General features: G+C 38.2%; 15 protein-coding genes. 2 read left to right on the top strand and 13 right to left on the bottom strand.

What is annotated here, in order from left to right:
- Window positions 1-12: 12 nt before the first annotated feature.
- The 5 genes from J2S08_RS14960 to J2S08_RS14940 all read right to left on the bottom strand — a co-directional run bounded on the left by J2S08_RS14960 (window position 13) and on the right by J2S08_RS14940 (window position 3,776).
- Window positions 13-789, bottom strand: coding sequence for a sulfite exporter TauE/SafE family protein (locus tag J2S08_RS14960; RefSeq protein WP_307230870.1), 777 nt, complete (start codon window positions 787-789; stop codon window positions 13-15).
- A gap of 60 nt (window positions 790-849) precedes the next feature.
- Window positions 850-1,077 carry a sulfurtransferase TusA family protein gene (locus tag J2S08_RS14955; RefSeq protein ID WP_307230996.1) on the bottom strand — a complete coding sequence of 76 codons (228 nt, stop codon included), beginning with the start codon at window positions 1,075-1,077 and terminating at the stop codon, window positions 850-852.
- Between the two features lie 49 nt (window positions 1,078-1,126).
- Window positions 1,127-2,254: an MBL fold metallo-hydrolase gene (locus tag J2S08_RS14950; RefSeq protein ID WP_307230868.1), complete on the bottom strand. Its 1,128-nt coding sequence runs from the start codon at window positions 2,252-2,254 to the stop codon at window positions 1,127-1,129.
- Between the two features lie 261 nt (window positions 2,255-2,515).
- Entirely contained in the window at window positions 2,516-3,076 is a 561-nt protein-coding gene (locus tag J2S08_RS14945; RefSeq protein ID WP_307230866.1) for a sulfurtransferase TusA family protein, read from the bottom strand.
- A gap of 217 nt (window positions 3,077-3,293) precedes the next feature.
- Window positions 3,294-3,776: a DsrE/DsrF/DrsH-like family protein gene (locus J2S08_RS14940; RefSeq protein WP_307230864.1), complete on the bottom strand. Its 483-nt coding sequence runs from the start codon at window positions 3,774-3,776 to the stop codon at window positions 3,294-3,296.
- Window positions 3,777-4,991: 1,215 nt separating this feature from the next.
- Here J2S08_RS14940 and J2S08_RS14935 point away from each other — a divergent pair.
- Window positions 4,992-5,777, top strand: coding sequence for a TraX family protein (locus tag J2S08_RS14935; protein WP_307230863.1), 786 nt, complete (start codon window positions 4,992-4,994; stop codon window positions 5,775-5,777).
- Window positions 5,778-6,071: 294 nt separating this feature from the next.
- Here the strand turns inward: J2S08_RS14935 and J2S08_RS14930 are convergent, their stop codons facing one another.
- From J2S08_RS14930 to J2S08_RS14895, 8 genes are all read right to left on the bottom strand, one after another.
- A complete protein-coding gene (locus J2S08_RS14930) occupies window positions 6,072-6,776 on the bottom strand; it encodes a serine hydrolase domain-containing protein (protein WP_307230861.1) in 705 nt (234 codons plus the stop codon).
- Window positions 6,777-6,882: 106 nt separating this feature from the next.
- Window positions 6,883-7,245 (bottom strand): serine hydrolase, encoded by a 363-nt coding sequence (locus J2S08_RS14925; protein WP_307230859.1) that lies wholly within the window; start codon window positions 7,243-7,245, stop codon window positions 6,883-6,885.
- A 172-nt stretch (window positions 7,246-7,417) separates the two neighbouring features.
- Window positions 7,418-8,461, bottom strand: coding sequence for a DUF2332 domain-containing protein (locus tag J2S08_RS14920; RefSeq protein WP_307230857.1), 1,044 nt, complete (start codon window positions 8,459-8,461; stop codon window positions 7,418-7,420).
- 688 nt (window positions 8,462-9,149) lie between these two features.
- Entirely contained in the window at window positions 9,150-10,517 is a 1,368-nt protein-coding gene (locus J2S08_RS14915) for a GntP family permease (RefSeq protein WP_307230855.1), read from the bottom strand.
- A gap of 76 nt (window positions 10,518-10,593) precedes the next feature.
- Window positions 10,594-11,607, bottom strand: a complete 1,014-nt coding sequence (gene pdxA, locus J2S08_RS14910) for a 4-hydroxythreonine-4-phosphate dehydrogenase PdxA (RefSeq protein ID WP_307230853.1) — start codon at window positions 11,605-11,607, stop codon at window positions 10,594-10,596.
- On the bottom strand, window positions 11,600-12,916 hold the full coding sequence (locus J2S08_RS14905) for a four-carbon acid sugar kinase family protein (protein ID WP_307230851.1): 1,317 nt from the start codon (window positions 12,914-12,916) through the stop codon (window positions 11,600-11,602). The genes pdxA and J2S08_RS14905 overlap by 8 nt, the downstream gene beginning before the upstream one ends.
- Window positions 12,913-13,683 (bottom strand): DeoR/GlpR family DNA-binding transcription regulator, encoded by a 771-nt coding sequence (locus J2S08_RS14900; protein ID WP_307230849.1) that lies wholly within the window; start codon window positions 13,681-13,683, stop codon window positions 12,913-12,915. The genes J2S08_RS14905 and J2S08_RS14900 overlap by 4 nt, the downstream gene beginning before the upstream one ends.
- A 447-nt stretch (window positions 13,684-14,130) precedes the next feature.
- Window positions 14,131-14,541: a DUF1259 domain-containing protein gene (locus J2S08_RS14895; protein ID WP_307230847.1), complete on the bottom strand. Its 411-nt coding sequence runs from the start codon at window positions 14,539-14,541 to the stop codon at window positions 14,131-14,133.
- A 649-nt stretch (window positions 14,542-15,190) separates the two neighbouring features.
- Here J2S08_RS14895 and J2S08_RS14890 point away from each other — a divergent pair.
- Window positions 15,191-16,483, top strand: coding sequence for an acetamidase/formamidase family protein (locus J2S08_RS14890; protein ID WP_307230845.1), 1,293 nt, complete (start codon window positions 15,191-15,193; stop codon window positions 16,481-16,483).
- Window positions 16,484-16,691: the final 208 nt, after the last annotated feature.

Below are 16,691 nucleotides of genomic sequence, written 5' to 3'. Positions count from 1 at the left end.
TGCTTTTTTATGTTAAAAAATGTCCATCCAAATTTTAATTGCTGTTCCTAGAATTAATAAAGCCAACAGAACATGCAATATTTTTGTATTCACCTTTTTTCCAGCTTTTGCTCCTAAAGGAGAGGCAAGCAAGCTAGCGATAATCATGATGGCTGCAGGACCATAAAGAACTTGATCCGTCGTGATTTTGCCGATTGTGGCACCGATCGACGAAATAAATGTAATCGCTAGTGAGGTGGCAATGGTCATTCTTGTTGGGATTTTTAAGACGACAAGCATAATCGGAACCAAAATAAAGGCTCCTGCTGCTCCTACAATGCCAGCCGCGATTCCAACAATAAATGCCAGTCCAGCCGCCAACCATTTATTAAATGTCACCTGGTCAAACGGAATATCATCGATTCCTTTTTTCGGGATAAACATCATGCCAGCCGCAATGGTCGCAAGTATCGCGTAAACAAGGTTGACGCCTCCTTCTGACATCATGCCAGATCCATAACCGCCGATGAAGCTTCCGATTAAAATACTTGACCCCATATAAAGAATCAAGGTTTTGTTCAAGTAGCCGCCTTTTCGGTACGCCCATACACCTGCAATCGTAGCGAAAAAGACTTGAATGGCACTGATTCCGGATACATCATGGGCAGTGAACGCTGCCATTCCAAGCATCGGAGGAATGTACAAAAGCATCGGGTATTTAATGATCGATCCTCCAATCCCAACCATACCGGAAATAAACGAGCCGATAAATCCTATTAGGAAAATGATGACAATAAAATGAAAATCCATCGGTTCCTCCTCCTTTCAAAAAGAGAAAGGGTATCTGGTCGACACCCTTTCGTTCTCTTATCAGCTTTTTTTGATCCAGAATTTTAGAACATCACCTTCTTCTGTCTGATCTACGAGTTCATGGCCGCCGGACTTCGCCCAGGCAGTGAGGTCCGCTTTTGACCCTTTATCTGTCGCATGAATTTCCAGCACTTGTCCGGATTCCAGCTCATTGATCGCTTTTTTCGTTTTCACTATCGGCATTGGGCAGGCAAGCCCTTTTACATCTAATACTTTATCTGCATTCATTTCAATCTCTCCATTCGTTTTTAGTTGTTTTGTATTTTGTTTCTCTTTTTTATCGAACCGCACAACGATTTGGGCCAATTTCCATCTCGCGTTGTTGCTCTTCATCAGGTGTCAATTTCCCCATGTTTGTCTGCCGGATTTCCTGATATGCATTTGGCTGCGGCGGCAGATTGCTGGTCACCATTTCTCTAAATGCCGCTTCATCTTCTATCTTTAACCCGTGATTTTTTTCAAATAGTGTACCTAATTTTTCTGATACACTGCCGTCGTCATTCAGCTCTTCAGTGATCATAAAGTGAGCCGGCAACACAATGAGGTCATCTGATAATTTTTTGTAACGTGTGTATAGCGTTTCACGCAGATCCTCTACCCAGTCTTCTGCTAATCCAGCCAAATCAGGTCTTCCGATAGAGTCAATAAACAAGATGTCTCCTGATAAAAGATATGATTCGTCTACAATAAAGGACGTCGATCCGATCGTGTGGCCAGGGGAATACAATGGCTGAATTTGGATCGTCGTATTGCCGATCGTGATGTGCTGGTCTTCTTCTAACGGCTGAAAGTCAAACGTTACGTCCTGTGCATCCTTTGGCGGCAGCCAGTACGTGGCGTTGGTTGCTTCCGCAATCTTTCTTCCGCCTGAGATATGGTCCGCATGAAGGTGGGTATCAAATACATGGGTAATGGTCGCGCCAATTTCCTGCGCAAACTTCGTGTAGACATCGGTCATACGCGTCACATCAATAAGAGCTGCTTCTCCATGCGATACCACCATATAAGAGAGGCACCCTTTCCCGATGCGGACAAACTGGTATAATTCACCTCCGTTTTTTAAATCGCCTACTTTAACAGGTTCTAAATATTCACTCCACGCTTCCATGCCGCCTTCAAGGTAAGATACGTTCAGCCCCTCTTCTGAAAGCATATTAGCGATCATGATAGATGAACCTTCTTTTGCACATATAACCAAGATTTCTTTACCTTGCGGAAGTTGCGGCAAGATTTCTTCGACTCCATCCAGGAGATCAAAGTAAGGAACGTTTAGATATTGAATATTTTCTCCTTCTACTTTCCAATCGTGAAAAGCATCTTCATTTCGAATATCTAAAATAAAAAATGATTCTTTGTTGATGACCTTTTTTGTGACTTCTTTCGCTGTCATTGGATTTACTGACATTTATACTTACCCCCTATAGTATATTTTGAGTTAAAAATTTTTTCATTGTACCTTTTTCAAGGCCCATGTTATCCGTCGCCATCTTTTCCAAGCCATTCCTTCAAGTTTCGTAATAGAAGGGTTTGTTGTTCTTGGATGTCTTCGGAAACATGCTTTTTCCCTTTGGGGATTGGCAGCCGCTGCCGTTGCGATATGGAATATTTTTATGCATCGAATAATCGCCGTTTGCAGCAATCATTGCTGTTTTTTAAACTTTCCTTTTTACTTTACCGTTTCGCCTGTCCAGTCACACATGCCGGGCACAACATTGATTAATTGTTTGAATCCTTGTTTCGCCATCGTTTGAGCGGCTAATTCACTTCTTCTGCCCGAATGACAGATTACATAAATGCACGCATCTTTCTTTAATTCATCGGAACGCTGTTCTACTTCACCTAGTGGAATATGAATGGCGCCTTGAATGTGACCCGCCTCGTACTCACCTAATTCGCGTACATCTAGAATGATGAGATTTTCACCATTTTCTACTTTTTCTTTAAAGTTCTCTAATGAAATCTCAGGAATGACAGTGGTTTCAGCTGCGGTATTTGCTCCATCCTTACGAAGGAAATGGTGGAGAACATCACCTTCTGTTTTCGTTCCTAAGTATTCGTGGCCTGTGCTTTTTGCCCAAGCTTGCAGGTCTGCTGTTGATCCTTTATCTGTTGCCTGAATTTCTAATACCTGCCCTGGTTCCAAATTCTTCATTGTTTTTTTAGTTTTGACAATCGGCATCGGACAGGCAAATCCTTTTGCGTCTAATACATAGTTTGGTGTAATCATTCTATTTCCTCCTTACCAATTAAACTAGCCGAAGTATCTAAAAGAGTAAAAAAATATTGGCGCGACCTTAGCACTCATTTATGCTGTTACCATTTGAGCTTCTGCCGCCGGAACTCTAATAAACATAAAGGGATATTCACTGAGCTAGGGATTTTCCCAGCTGCTTCTCTTTAACGTTATTTAGCATCCCTTTATTCATATGATTGTGTTTCCTAGATTAGATAAACAAGTTTACATTTCCATCTTCAGCATCCGCTAAATAGGCTGCAACACCAGCGTATTCAATGTTATCCAGCAATTCTTCCTGCTGCAAACCAAGCAAATCCATTGTCATTGTGCAGGCTGCTAGTCTAATATCCTGTTCCTGCGCCATTTCAATTAATTGCGGAAGCGTCATGGCATTATGTTTTTTTATCACGTGTTTGATCATTTTCGGCCCCATTCCAGCAAAGTTCATGTTCGACAAGCCCATTTTATCCGCGCCGCGTGGCATCATTTTCGCAAACATTTTTTCAAGGAATCCTTTTTTAGGTTTCATTGATTCATCCTTGCGCAAGGCATTTAATCCCCAAAATGTATGGAAGATAGTAACCTCGTGATCATAGGCTGCTGCACCGTTTGCAATAATATATGCAGCCATTGCTTTATCATAATCTCCGCTGAATAACACAATCGTTGTTTTTTTCTTCTGTCCAGTCATCATGATGCCTCCTTATTTAATATTCGTAAATACCTATATGGGTATATAAAAGTTTAAAAAAAATGAACCTTTTTGAATGTAGACGGTGGCAAAAACTTTTTATTGTTTGAACTTTAGAATTGCCCTGCTTCTAAGTTATTCATGGGGCTCTTTTCGTTTACACGGTGAATATTAAGATACCGAATCTTTAGCATCTATGATTCGCTATGACCCGTTTATACCTCTAAGGGTATGTTAATGCAGAAAAACTGATCTGTCAACCTTTTTAAATGCTTTCTTTGAGGTAAGCCAAGTACCGATAATGTAGTTGATCTTAATGATGGAAAAATGAAATTTTCAGGAGAGGCTAAGAGATCAAAATTATTTACAAACAATTATTTCACAGGGAAATCGAAAGTTAGTTACAGTATAACTAATTATAACGATAACGAATTAACAGTAAAAGTTTATACGTAATATGGTATTTTTGCTACTGAAACAATAAAAGTTCCCGCTAATACGACATCCACAGGTACTATCTCAGATTTAAATTCATCAAAACTTTACTATATGACTTTTCAGGCACCTAGTGATTTTAGTGGATATATAGAATAAATAAACGATTATCGAAATTGACTCCAAGAATATGTTTTTCCAGCAGAACTTGAGCTACCTTAAAAATATCACCTATAACTATCAACTAGGAACGCCATGATCCCGTTCCATCAACGTCATCGTGGCGTTTTTTCTCAATAAGTTAGGGAAAAGAAATATATGAAGATGGTGACAAAGATAAAATGATTGCAATATGAATCAATCACGTTGGAAATGAAATGTTTTTTTCTATTGATCGATTATGAAGCAAGTGTACTCGCATTTTTTAAACCAATTGAAAAAGTTTTAACTGCGTACCCTCATCTCTAATATTTCCCTAAAATGATTAGATGGTTAATAAAAAGAAGCATGGTTTTTATTAAATTATCTTTCTATCTCTACAACACCAACTCCATACAAATCATCTATAATGGATAAGATAACCGCAATTAATTATTTTTCTGAAGGACTTTTTATTTATAGAAGGATAATTATTAATAGTTTTCAATAATTATCAAATTTATTTTAATAAATAGACTTGAATATCAAATTATGATATAGCTTAATATTTTTACGTGATACCTTTATTTCATCAAATGATACAAATCTCAAAGATTTTAAAGAATAAGGAGATTTTTTAATATGACAACAACAACCTTAAAATTATTGGCACTAGTATTTATGCTTATAGATCATATCGGCCAATTTATACCAGAAACCCCAATTTGGTTTCGATGGATTGGTAGAATTTCTGCTCCTTTATTTATTTTTTGTGTAATTTGGGGTTTTTCGTATACATCGAATAAAAGAAAGTATCTTACACGTATGTATTTGTTTGGAGTAGGGATGGCTATCATAAATTTAGTGATTAATTATGTATTTAGGTATACCTATGTTTCTATTACTAACAACATTTTTACTACCTTATTTTTAATTGGTTTCACTATTTTTCTCATGAATCAAAAAGAAAAAAAATATCTTCTTGGCTTTATTATTTGGCAATTCATTAGTACCTTTTTATGTCTTATGATAGCTGAGCTTATTCCAAGCGTTCCTTACATACTTCAATCTCACATGTTTTATGGTTCATTATTTGGAAATATAATGTTTACAGAAGGTGGTCCTCTTTTTGTTATGCTTGGAGTGTTATTCTATGTAATGAGAAATAATAAAAAGGCATTTATTATCTGTTTCAGCATATTTACCATTATATGTTATTTTTTAGTGAGAAGATATGGGTATCACATGGGAGGATTTTTTTCTTACTTCGTACCCTTTGCAGATTATCAATGGCTAATGATTGCAGCACTGCCTTTCATGTTGCTCTACAATGGGAAAAAGGGATTAGGCCTAAAATATTTCTTTTACATTTTTTATCCATTACATATTGTAATTCTTTATTTAATTGGTATTAGCTTAAGACAATAAGACTTGAGAAAAGTATTTTAATTCAGTTACTAAATTTATTTAAAGATTATAAAAACAGCAAATGAGACAATGATGTTTCTTTCATCAACAATATTTCTTAATTTCTTAATTTCCTGTCTGAATTACTTTGTACAGTTGTTCAATTAGGATTTAGACGAATAGGAGGAACAAGGACTCTAATAGTTTATAGAAAGATAAAATACTCCTTCTACATTAGAAAGGTATGGCAAGCTACAAACGAAAAAGGAAACGAATTAAAGCGCTTCCTTTTTCGTGATGTCACCTCTCATGATATCAAATGCATGATGCAACACAGTCGCCAAAAGATCTGATGTCCTCTAAATAATCATATCCGGGCGGATTTCCAAGGCGATTCATTAGTCTAATTGCAACGATATGATATTTAGGAATAACTAAAATCGCTTGGTTGCAAATTCCAATGATTTGGAAAGAACCTTTAGGTACTTTAGGTCCAATTTCACTTTGTTTTGCAGGCTGATCCTGTACTTGCCAAAGGAATCCATTTCTTGGGAGGTCTGCATTTGAGAGTGCTGGGCTTTGTAATGTTGTTGCCAATTGAAATATTTTTTCAGGGATTATTTGTTTATTTTTAATCTTTCCTCTTTTAAGATGGAGATAACCCCAATAAGCCAATTCTCTGGTTGTAGAAAACATGTTGGGTCGATCACCATTCACAGTGTCGCGTAGTTCGAATGAGGGCTCTTTATTAGGATCTAAGATAGTTAAAACCATATCAGGATGTGGTTTATTTTTCCACCCGCTTTTTGTAAATCCCATCGGGGCGAAAATTTGTTCTGAAGATATTTGCGCTACAGTTTTTCCAGTTGTACGATGTACGATCTCAGCTAGCATTTTAATATTTTCATCCCGATAGTCCCATCCCTGGCCAGCGGGAAAATGATTATATAAATGTCCGTTAGAATCTGTGCGAAGTCCATGTGTATGCGTAAGGAAATGACGAAGGGTGATTCCTGTCAACACCCTTTTATCCCACATCTAACTGGCAGTAAGACTCCCACTTCAAGAGTAAGAGGAATCGAAGAAGTCTAAGTGGGGGTTAACTGCCAGTAAATGTCCGATTGGTTCAACTAACCATCAGTGGGGGATGAGAGAAAACCCCCACTGATGGAAGTTTCACTTTATCGAGATCAGGTAAATAGTGAAGCACTGGATCATCAATTGATTGTATGTATCCGTAGTGGAGAGCCCAAGCTATGCAAAAACCAGTGTAACTTTTACGCACAGATGCAATATGAAATTGCGAATCTTCATTGATAGCTTTTGCATGTTGCAATTGTGAGTGATAGCCAGCATAATGTTCTGTCACAATTTGATCATTGTGTATGACTAATACTGCGTATCCTAAAGCCTTCACAGTATCATGTGTATTTCTAACATGTTCAATCACTTGATTAAACTGAGTAGAAATGTTTTTTTCAAGAAACAAAGAATTTCCTCCGTATTCAAATATATAAAATCTTCATTTTTCAACTTTGTAGCGAGAGGATTCCTTTATAATGCTCATGATTTTATCGTAGCATTCAATCGAAAATGCTTATATTTTTAACATATAAAAGGATAATGAGAAATCCCCCTCTTCAAAAGTTTAGTACTTCTAGCTACACCAAATTACTTTCCATTGACAATTTCCAGTTAAACCAACGAGCATGTGCGTCTGTTTCCGCTACCATTTCATTGTATTCTTTGCTATCTATAAAATAATCTAAATGAAGGTGAGCATCCCAAATGTTATTATATAAATGAAAGGCATCTCTTTCTTTGCCAATATCTTTAATGGTATCGATCAGTTTTTCCTTAGCATCTTTTGATAATTGATTTGCGACATGTGTATGGAAAATACAGATGGCGGTATCAGTTGGCACTTGCTCTATAATGTGTGGTAGTAAAGCAATTCCATCGCCTTCAATCAATGTTACAGGTTGTTTCTTTAAGTAAAGCGATGCCTTGTCAAAAAGTGCAACACGCTCTTGGTGTTCAGGCCAAATTAACGCTCTAAGCCATAAATAATCTTCTTCATTTGTTACATCGTTTACATGCAAGTCTAAACCAATTCTTTCAGCAACAGGCGGACTTGTTGGAAGGAAAAATGGTTTGTTCTCACCTCGGATGTCGGCTTTAATCTCAATATCAGAATCAACATTGCCAAACCGCTCGTTTGTGCCGTAATCATAACAGTACTTATCCCATAATAGCTGCAGCCCAGCACTTGTGCCTATTTCAATTAACGATAGCGGTTTCCTTATTTTCTGATAGATGAAACAAAAGCTTGGATATAAGTATGAACAGCGCCTTACTTCATTTGTTTGAACGTACTTGTTCTGAAGGAGCGAGATAATCTCATCTTGATAAAGGAGACAAAAATCACGAAAATGATGAAAAGCATCCTCGGTTATTTTTAAATTTATTTTATCGTGTTCATAGTACTTTTTTAATGGATGTTGTTTTCCTTTTAACAATAAATATTGAACTGCACCAAACAATAGATTTGGAACAGGCTGCCCGGTTCTAGCATGTGATGCAATTTCAAGCAATTCATTATCACTAGCAATCTTCCATGATAAAAATTCATACAACTCACAAGAACCTTTACATTCATTGATCGCAAAACTTTCAAATCTAAGCGCAATCTTTTCTTTATCCATTTCCTTGCCTCCTTCCTTGTTATGTACATGATACCATAATATCTACGATAAATATTTTAATTTTCTTTCTCTTCAGACGAAAGGTATGTATCAATTCAATACTTATAAAATCCTCGATCAAGATGAAACAAACTTTCTCAGTATGAATAACCGCTTTGCTTATGCAATCTTAGCTGGACAGTATGCGCTAGAAATAAACAAAGCCATGGACATCCGCTGTCAATTTAAACGCAACCTCCTCACACTCGTACTTCAAGATAAGCATATTCTCCGCCAAAACAAGCGCAGCTACCTCAACACACTGTTTTCCTTCATTGATTATTCGCTTAACATCCCAATAGACTCAAAAGAAAAGCTTCAAATTCAGCTAATCCACTTATAGATAAGGAGGTATCAACACTCATGCAGCCAATGAAAATAGAACCAAGCCCATGATAAAAGACTACATTGTAATGAATCGTGAGGAATTAAGCAAGGCAAAGAGGTGGGAATCAAAGTAGGAGTAAAAGAAGTAGCAAAGAAGATGCTGCAAAAAAAAAATGGATATTGAAACAATCATCGAATGTACAGGGGTGTCGAAAGAAACCATTCTTCATTTGCAAAAGAAGCTTTATTTATAAAACGTATGAACAATGCATATAGTGGCACAAAAGAACACTTTAGCATCTTTTGCGCCACCTATTATTCATTATACGAATGCGTTTGCAATCAGCAGCATAACAAGTGATACGAGCCAGGCTAATGTTGTCGGAACGGACCATGTTAAGATTTGTTCTTTCACATTTTTAATGCCTAGCATCCGATTTAAAACCCAGAAGAAGCTATCATTAAAATAAGAAAATACGAGTGCACCTAGTGCGGAAGCTTGTGCAGCTAATGCCATGTTAACGTCTAATCCAGCTAAAATTGGAGCTGAGATCGATGCAGCTGTGATCATTGCAACTGTTCCGCTGCCTTGAATCAGTCTAACGAGTGAAGCGATTACAAAAGGAATTAAAATGGCTGGCATATGAATGTTGGCAACTTGCTGAGCGATATAATCTCCACTTCCGCTTTCTCTCAGCACATTTCCGAGTGCGCCGCCAGCACCTGTTACAAGTAAAATGATGCCCGCTGTTTTGATGCCTTCTTCCATTCGTTCAATTGCTTCAGATTGTTTAGCATGATGATAGAGTCCATATATAGCGAAAATTAATCCGATTCCAACTGCAATGACAGGGGAACCAAAAAAGGATAAATAATCATAGATGCCTCCTGTTCGTCCAAGTGACGAGATCAATGTATTCATAAAAATTAATACTATTGGTACGATGATTGGCAAGATGGATCGTGTTAACGAAGGAAGATCTTTGTTTTCTGCATTTTCAATGTATTCTTCCACTGTGATCTGTTTTTCAGGTCTGATAAAACCTAAGCCAGTTTCATCAGGAAGCTGATAAATTTTATTTCCAAGCCATTTCGCATAAATCACACCAACAATCATAATAGGGATGGCAAAGATTAATCCCCACAATAGCATTAGACCAACATCAACACCATAGATGCCAGCGACACCAAGTGGACCCGGTGTTGGCGGAACGGCGTGGTGTGTTGCAATTAAACCAACGCCAAGCGCTACGCCAAGGGCAACGACAGATTTACCTGTTTTCTTTGATAGCGCTTTAATAAGCGGCGTTAAAATTACAAACGCCGAATCGACGAAGATGGGAATCGATACGATATATCCTGTAATCGCCATTGCCCATTCTTCTTTTCTTTTTCCAAGACGTTTGACTACTGTATAAGCCATTCTTTCTGCAGCGCCCGAGACTTCTAATATCCTTCCCATCATGACGCCAAAACCAATGACAATACCGATTGATCCTAGCGTTGAACCAAATCCTGCTGTTATGGCATTAACAACATCGGGAGCAGGCATGCCCCCGACTAAACCTGTAACAGACGCTGCAATAATTAATGCAAGAAAAGCGTGAATTTTTGTTTTTAGTACTAGGAAAATTAACACGAGGACACCAAGCCCAAGTCCTAACATCATTTGTCCACCGGATACGTCCATCATTTATCCTCCTTCTTTATAGCAGCCTCTTGTTATCGATCTATTTTGTTTGATTGAACATTTATGTGAATCACGTTTAAGAATGAATCGCGTTAAAGTTTTTTCCATACTTTGCTGCTAATTTGATGCATTCTTCCATACTGACACTTGAAGCGATGCCTTTTCCAGCAATATCAAAGGCTGTGCCATGGTCAACGGAAGTTCGTAAAAATGGCAGGCCGTTTGTGATCGATATCGTTCTTTCGAAGTCGGTCATTTTCGCTGCAATATGTCCTTGGTCGTGATACAAAGATAATACTGCTGCATAGCGGCCATTTAATGCGTGATGAAATACAGAGTCAGCAGGTACGGGACCAACTGCGTCTATGCCTTTTTCAATTGCTGCTTCAATACCCGGTGTAATTTCTTCAATTTCCTCCCGGCCAAATAATCCGCTTTCACCGCCATGAGGATTTAACGCAGCTACTGCAATTTTTCTATCTTTTACGCCAAGACGCTGCAGTGCTTCATCACATCGAACCAAATAATCGCTTACTCTCTCTTTTGTCATTTCTGCAATTGCATCTTTTAAAGATAAATGTCTTGTTAAGAAGAAAATTCTCATATTTAATACTTCAAACATTGTTAATGGATCATATGATTTTGTGAGATCTTCTAAAATTTCAGTATGTCCGATATATGGTACTTTTGCGGCTTTAAGCGATTCTTTGTTAATAGGAGTTGTTGCTAATGCTGCAACTTTTCCAGCTAAAGCATAGTCAACAGATTTTTCGATATACTCGTAAGCTGCTCGACCGCATTGAGCTTGAATGGAGCCGATTTCTAGACTACTCATATCAAGGTTGTCCAATGAAATCACATCAATTGTTCCGTATTCATATAAGCCCTCAGATGGTTCGTTGATCGACCGAATATTTAAGTTTGTATTCGTCATTTTTAAGGCGTTTTTCAATACTTCAGCATGTCCGATTACAAGAGGTGAACAAACATCATAAATTTCTTGCTTATTTAGTGCCTTGACGGTAATTTCAGGCCCAATACCAGCTGGGTCGCCCATTGGAATTGCGATAATGTTTGTTGTGTCAGTCATTGTGAACACTCCTTTGATGATTAAATATTTTTGCTTGTAAAAATCTAATGCTTTCGTAGATAGCTCTTTTATCGCCTACCATTCCGCCTTTCGTGACGACAGGCAGACCATCAAAGAACCCACCAGCAAATTTGCCATAAGCAGCAAGGGGAAGTACTTCATCTTCCAATTCAATTCCATTGGCGCCAGCAACTGCACATAAGGAAGCAGTTACATCTCCGCCGCTTGAAAAACAACCAGCAATTGGATAAGGACTTCGCTCAATAATCCTCCTGCTGATGGCAGCAAGTCCATCAGTGATCCGTTTTGCTAATGCATCTTCTGATACTTGTTCCATTTCAGATAGCGGTTTCAATTGAAGCAATTTATTTCCTGGTAAATAAGTCGTGACGATTAGTATCGTTTCTGTTTTGAGGGCTTCTAAGCCTGCTGCAATAGCGCGATCAATTTCTTTTTGCCAAGAGTCGCTGTAAGTTGCTAACTTCGCTGGATCTACATAAACTGGAGTGGCATTCGTTTTTGCAAATAAGTATTCAAGCTGCCTTCCAGTTAAAGAAGTCACACTTCCAACTGTTACAAGCAGTTTTTGTTCGCTAGCCATCTGATGTAAATAAGCTTTAGAATAGTAAGCTGTTAATGGTCCTGGATCAACCGGTATCATCATATTATCTTTTAAATTTGACATTGCGGTTGCGATCGCTTCAATTTGTTCATCGCTTACCGCATCAATGACGATGATTCTTTTTCCTGCTTTCACTTTTAATTGCATCTCGGTTGTGATCGCATCAATTCCTGATAGCACGACATCTAAACCGATATGAGCAACAGGGTATTTGCTTTGTTCTTCAATGATTGCCGGAACGAAAGAGTTTGTAATTGGCGTGATCGGGTCTCTAGCAACATCCGTTTCTTGAACAGGTGTCCCATCCACTAATAAAAATCCGCCTGTTGTAATTCGTCCTGAGTCTGGAAATGACGGAACTGCGATTGCAATTGCATCTTTGCCAAGCTCATCGAGCAATGTATCAATTTCGATGCCAATATTGCCGCGGATCGTACTGTCAATTCGTTTGCAAAAAACTTTGGCACCCCATTGCTTAAAACAATGGACGGCCCTTTTCACACGATCGATCGCAATTTCCTTTTTTGCATAGCGGCTATCTGTATCAATACAAATCGCGTCATATTTATTTGACGTCGGAAATGGTGCATTTTGAACGATGGTTGTTGTTTTGAAACCTTGCTTCGCTAATCTTACACCTGTACCATTCGCACCTGTTAAATCATCAGCAATGACTCCAACTTTCATGATGAAACCTCCTCTCCAAATAGCAGCATGACTTGTTCTTCATACTTTTCTCTGTCAGGAATATCATGTTTTGAATCCGTTATCATTCCTTCCAAGCTTTCAAAAGAACAAACGGCTGAAAATGCTTTTTTGTTAAATTTGCTCGAGTCTGCAAGCAGCCACGTTTGCTCAGCAGCTTCCATCATCATTTTTTTAATTAAAGCCTTTTCAAAGGTAGGAGCAGTAATGCCAGCTTGAATATCTATCGCATGTGCACCTAAGAAAAAGATATCAACATGAATATTTTTTAATATTTCTTGGGTTGGCCATCCATATAAAGCGCCTACATTATTTTGTAATTCTCCGCCTGTCACAATCACTTTTAATTGACTATCAATTAATTCAGCAGCTATTTTAATATCATTTGTAATAATAGTGATATCATTCCTCTGTTTTAACCGCTTAGCAACCTCTATTGTAGTTGTACCTGAATCTAACAAAATACTCGCATTTTCAGGTATGATTGTGAGCGCTTTATTTGCAATCAATTGCTTTTCATAGATGTTCTGTCCTTTCTTCGAAGCATATGGGGTTTCGCCAATCAGCGATGTAGGAGAAACAGCTCCTCCATAAGTGCGGATAGCTTTTCCTTCTTTTTCAAGTTCAGCTAAATCACGTCGAATAGTCATACTAGAAACGTCTAATTGCTTAGCAAGTTCTTCAATGTCTATTTTCCCTTTATTGGCAATTTGTGTTTCAATCCATCGACGACGTTCAAGAACTAACATCTGATTTAGCCTCCTTTTGTTCATTTTTAACATCCTTACATGTTTAATTATGTTACACTTGTTCATTGTTGTCAAGATTTGCTCTTGTTCCATTTATTTAGGGTACTTTTTATGATAATAAAGTGAAAAAAATCATGATTTCCCTCATGAAAATGGATGAGAGAGCATTGCAAAGCAAATCATTATTACTAAATATGAAATAAAGCAAGATATTAAAAGTTAACATTCATTCGTAAGAGGTTTTAAGTGCCTGAAGAGGAATGGAAGGTGTTAGTTCTTCAAACATGAAACAGGAAGCAATTTTCGCTTCCTGTTTTAGAAAGAATTGTCATTTCATGATTTAGTTCATCGATCCTTTCTATATGACGAGAAAATAAGTATTAAAAGTCATCAAAAGAACGCCTCCAGCGCTAGCGTTCTTTTGTCAATAGATCACAGCTCAAACATTTAACGTTTTAAAACACGAAATGCTTCTCTTATTTTTCTTGCAAATACCAGTGGTGGTTCAATCGATTCAAAATGCATATACATTGCTCTTGGTTCCTCGAATAACCAGTGGTTATGGACTGCTGTTACGATAATATTTCGTTTTCGCAGTTCTGTTAATAATGGATTTATTTCTTCTTGCAATAGTACAGTTTCTCCTAAATTTAATGCCCTGCCTTGAGAATCGAGATCTTCAAAAGTGAAAAATTGTGGCAGTACTAATGGTGAACGAGTACGGCGGCCAAGAATGGTAAATTTTAAATTACGAAACTTTTGCACGAGGCAGACACCATTTTCATCAAGACTCCCAGCTCCATCGAGAATGCGGGCAAATTCTTGGCAAAGCTGTTTTCTTGTTTTTCCTAAATCCATCTTTTTTCCTCCCTTCTAAATAGGAATTGAACTTAATTGTCCTTACTATTTAATGTATGTTCGATTTCTTAACCTGAAAGGGACAGGGGTGGAGGAGATAAGTGGATATTGAAATTGGCTCTACTATCAGTCTTATAAAAAGAAGAGCATAGCCTGTTTAAATATGGATACATTAAAAATAAAGTGAAACTTCCATCAGTGGGGGTTTTTTTCTCATCCCCTACTGATAAGAAAGTAGAACAAAGGCTAAGGTCGAAACGTGCTGTTGCAACGCCTTTGTGACCGACATCCTCGAAAAAGAAGAGCACTTTTCTTCGTGCGATGTTGATTCAAGAAGCTTTCCTTATCCTGTCGACCCGAACCAATCGGACATTTGACTTTCAGTTATCCCCACTTAGACTTTTTCGTTCCTCTTACTCTGAGGTGGGGGTCTTGACTCGCCAGTTAGATGTGGGAAAAATAATAAGTGTCTATCACTATGTCTTCATAAAAGGTTTTTATAAAAAATAGTCCATTATGAAAAGTCAACCTTTAAAAAAAGGAAAAATACCGAATGTTTTTTGAACGATTTGTAAAAGGCTTGTTCGATAAAGCGTTTACCGATATGCTGAAAGTGGAAGACATCATGATATAACAAGGAGCGATCGTAATGGCTAAACAAACGGTTTTTGTGAACGAGTTCACGAACGGGATTTTAAATCCTGAAGAACAGATGCTAGGTCCAGTGAAGGACGGTGGATACATCGTTGCTAATACAACGCCAGGTTGTTGGGGACCGATGATTACGCCATGTCTTCGTGGAGGACATGAAGTAACAAAGCCGGTTTTTGTTGAAGGCGCAGAGGTTGGCGATGCGATTGTGATTAAAATTAAATCGATAAAAGTAACATCACAAGTGACATCTTCAGGAAACGACAGTCCTGTTGAAGGAAGATTTCTTGGCGATCCATTTGTTGCCGGAAAATGTCCTGAATGTGGTGAGATAAATCCAGAAACGAAAATTGAAGGCATTGGTCAAGAAGCGATTCGTTGTGCAAACTGTGGGGCAGATGTAACACCATTTATTTTTACAAATGGTTATACAATTGCATTTGACCATGATAAAGAACTCGGTGTGACGCTTCATAAGGAGGCTGCTGAAAAAGTAGCGCAGGATGGAAGGGATTACATGTCCACGCCGGAAAACTCTATTCAAAATCCGATTGTTACTTTTGCACCGCATGATTTAGTCGGTACAGTTGCTAGGATGAGACCGTTCCTTGGACAGCTTGGAACGACACCTGCACGTCAAATTCCTGATTCTCATAATGCTGGGGATTTTGGTCAATTTCTTATTGATGCACCGCATGATTACGGATTAACGAAGGAACAACTTGAGGATAGAACGGATGGCCACATGGACGTTAACCGCGTTCGTGAGGGAGCAGTGCTAATTTGTCCAGTAAAAGTGGCTGGCGGCGGCGTCTATTTAGGCGATATGCATGCCATGCAAGGAAATGGGGAAATTGCAGGTCATACGGCAGACGTTGCCGGGATTGTAACATTGCAAGTTCATGTCGTCAAAGGTGCAAAAATTAACGGCCCAATTGTTCTGCCTGTCGTAGAAGATTTGCCATATGTCGCTAAACCAATAACAGAAGCAGAGAAAAAAGCTGCACGTAAGCTTGCAGATCAATGGGGTGTACCTGAGCTTGAAGATGCCTTGCCTGTATCATTTATTGGAACTGGTGCAAATCTAAATGAAGCAACAGACAACGGGCTTCAAAGAGCAGCCGATGCTTTTGGCATTACTGTGCCAGAAGTATTAAACAGAGCGACGATCACAGGATCTATTGATATTGGCCGTCATCCAGGCGTTGTAACGGTTACTTTCTTAGCTCCGGCCAAATACCTTGAAAAGTTAAACATATTGAACTATGTAGAGGATCAATACCAATTATGATACCAGTCATTTTTTAAAGAGGCTGGGACATAACTAGCTTCTAAATAATGAGAAAGGTGAATTTGAGGATCCTCAAATTCACTTTTTCTCTATTTTGCGTGTAAATATTTCTATATCTTAGTTGCTGACAGTGAATTTTCTTAAATTCACTGCCATTAACGCGAGGCCCATTTCGTTTTCTACCTTCGATTTTCCTCGTACAGAAAAT

The organism is Bacillus chungangensis (assembly GCF_030812995.1).
GTDB lineage: Bacteria > Bacillota > Bacilli > Bacillales > Bacillaceae_C > Bacillus_CF > Bacillus_CF chungangensis.
The sequence above is the reverse complement of the archived record's forward strand: the minus strand, read 5'-3'. Positions and strand labels throughout refer to the sequence as shown.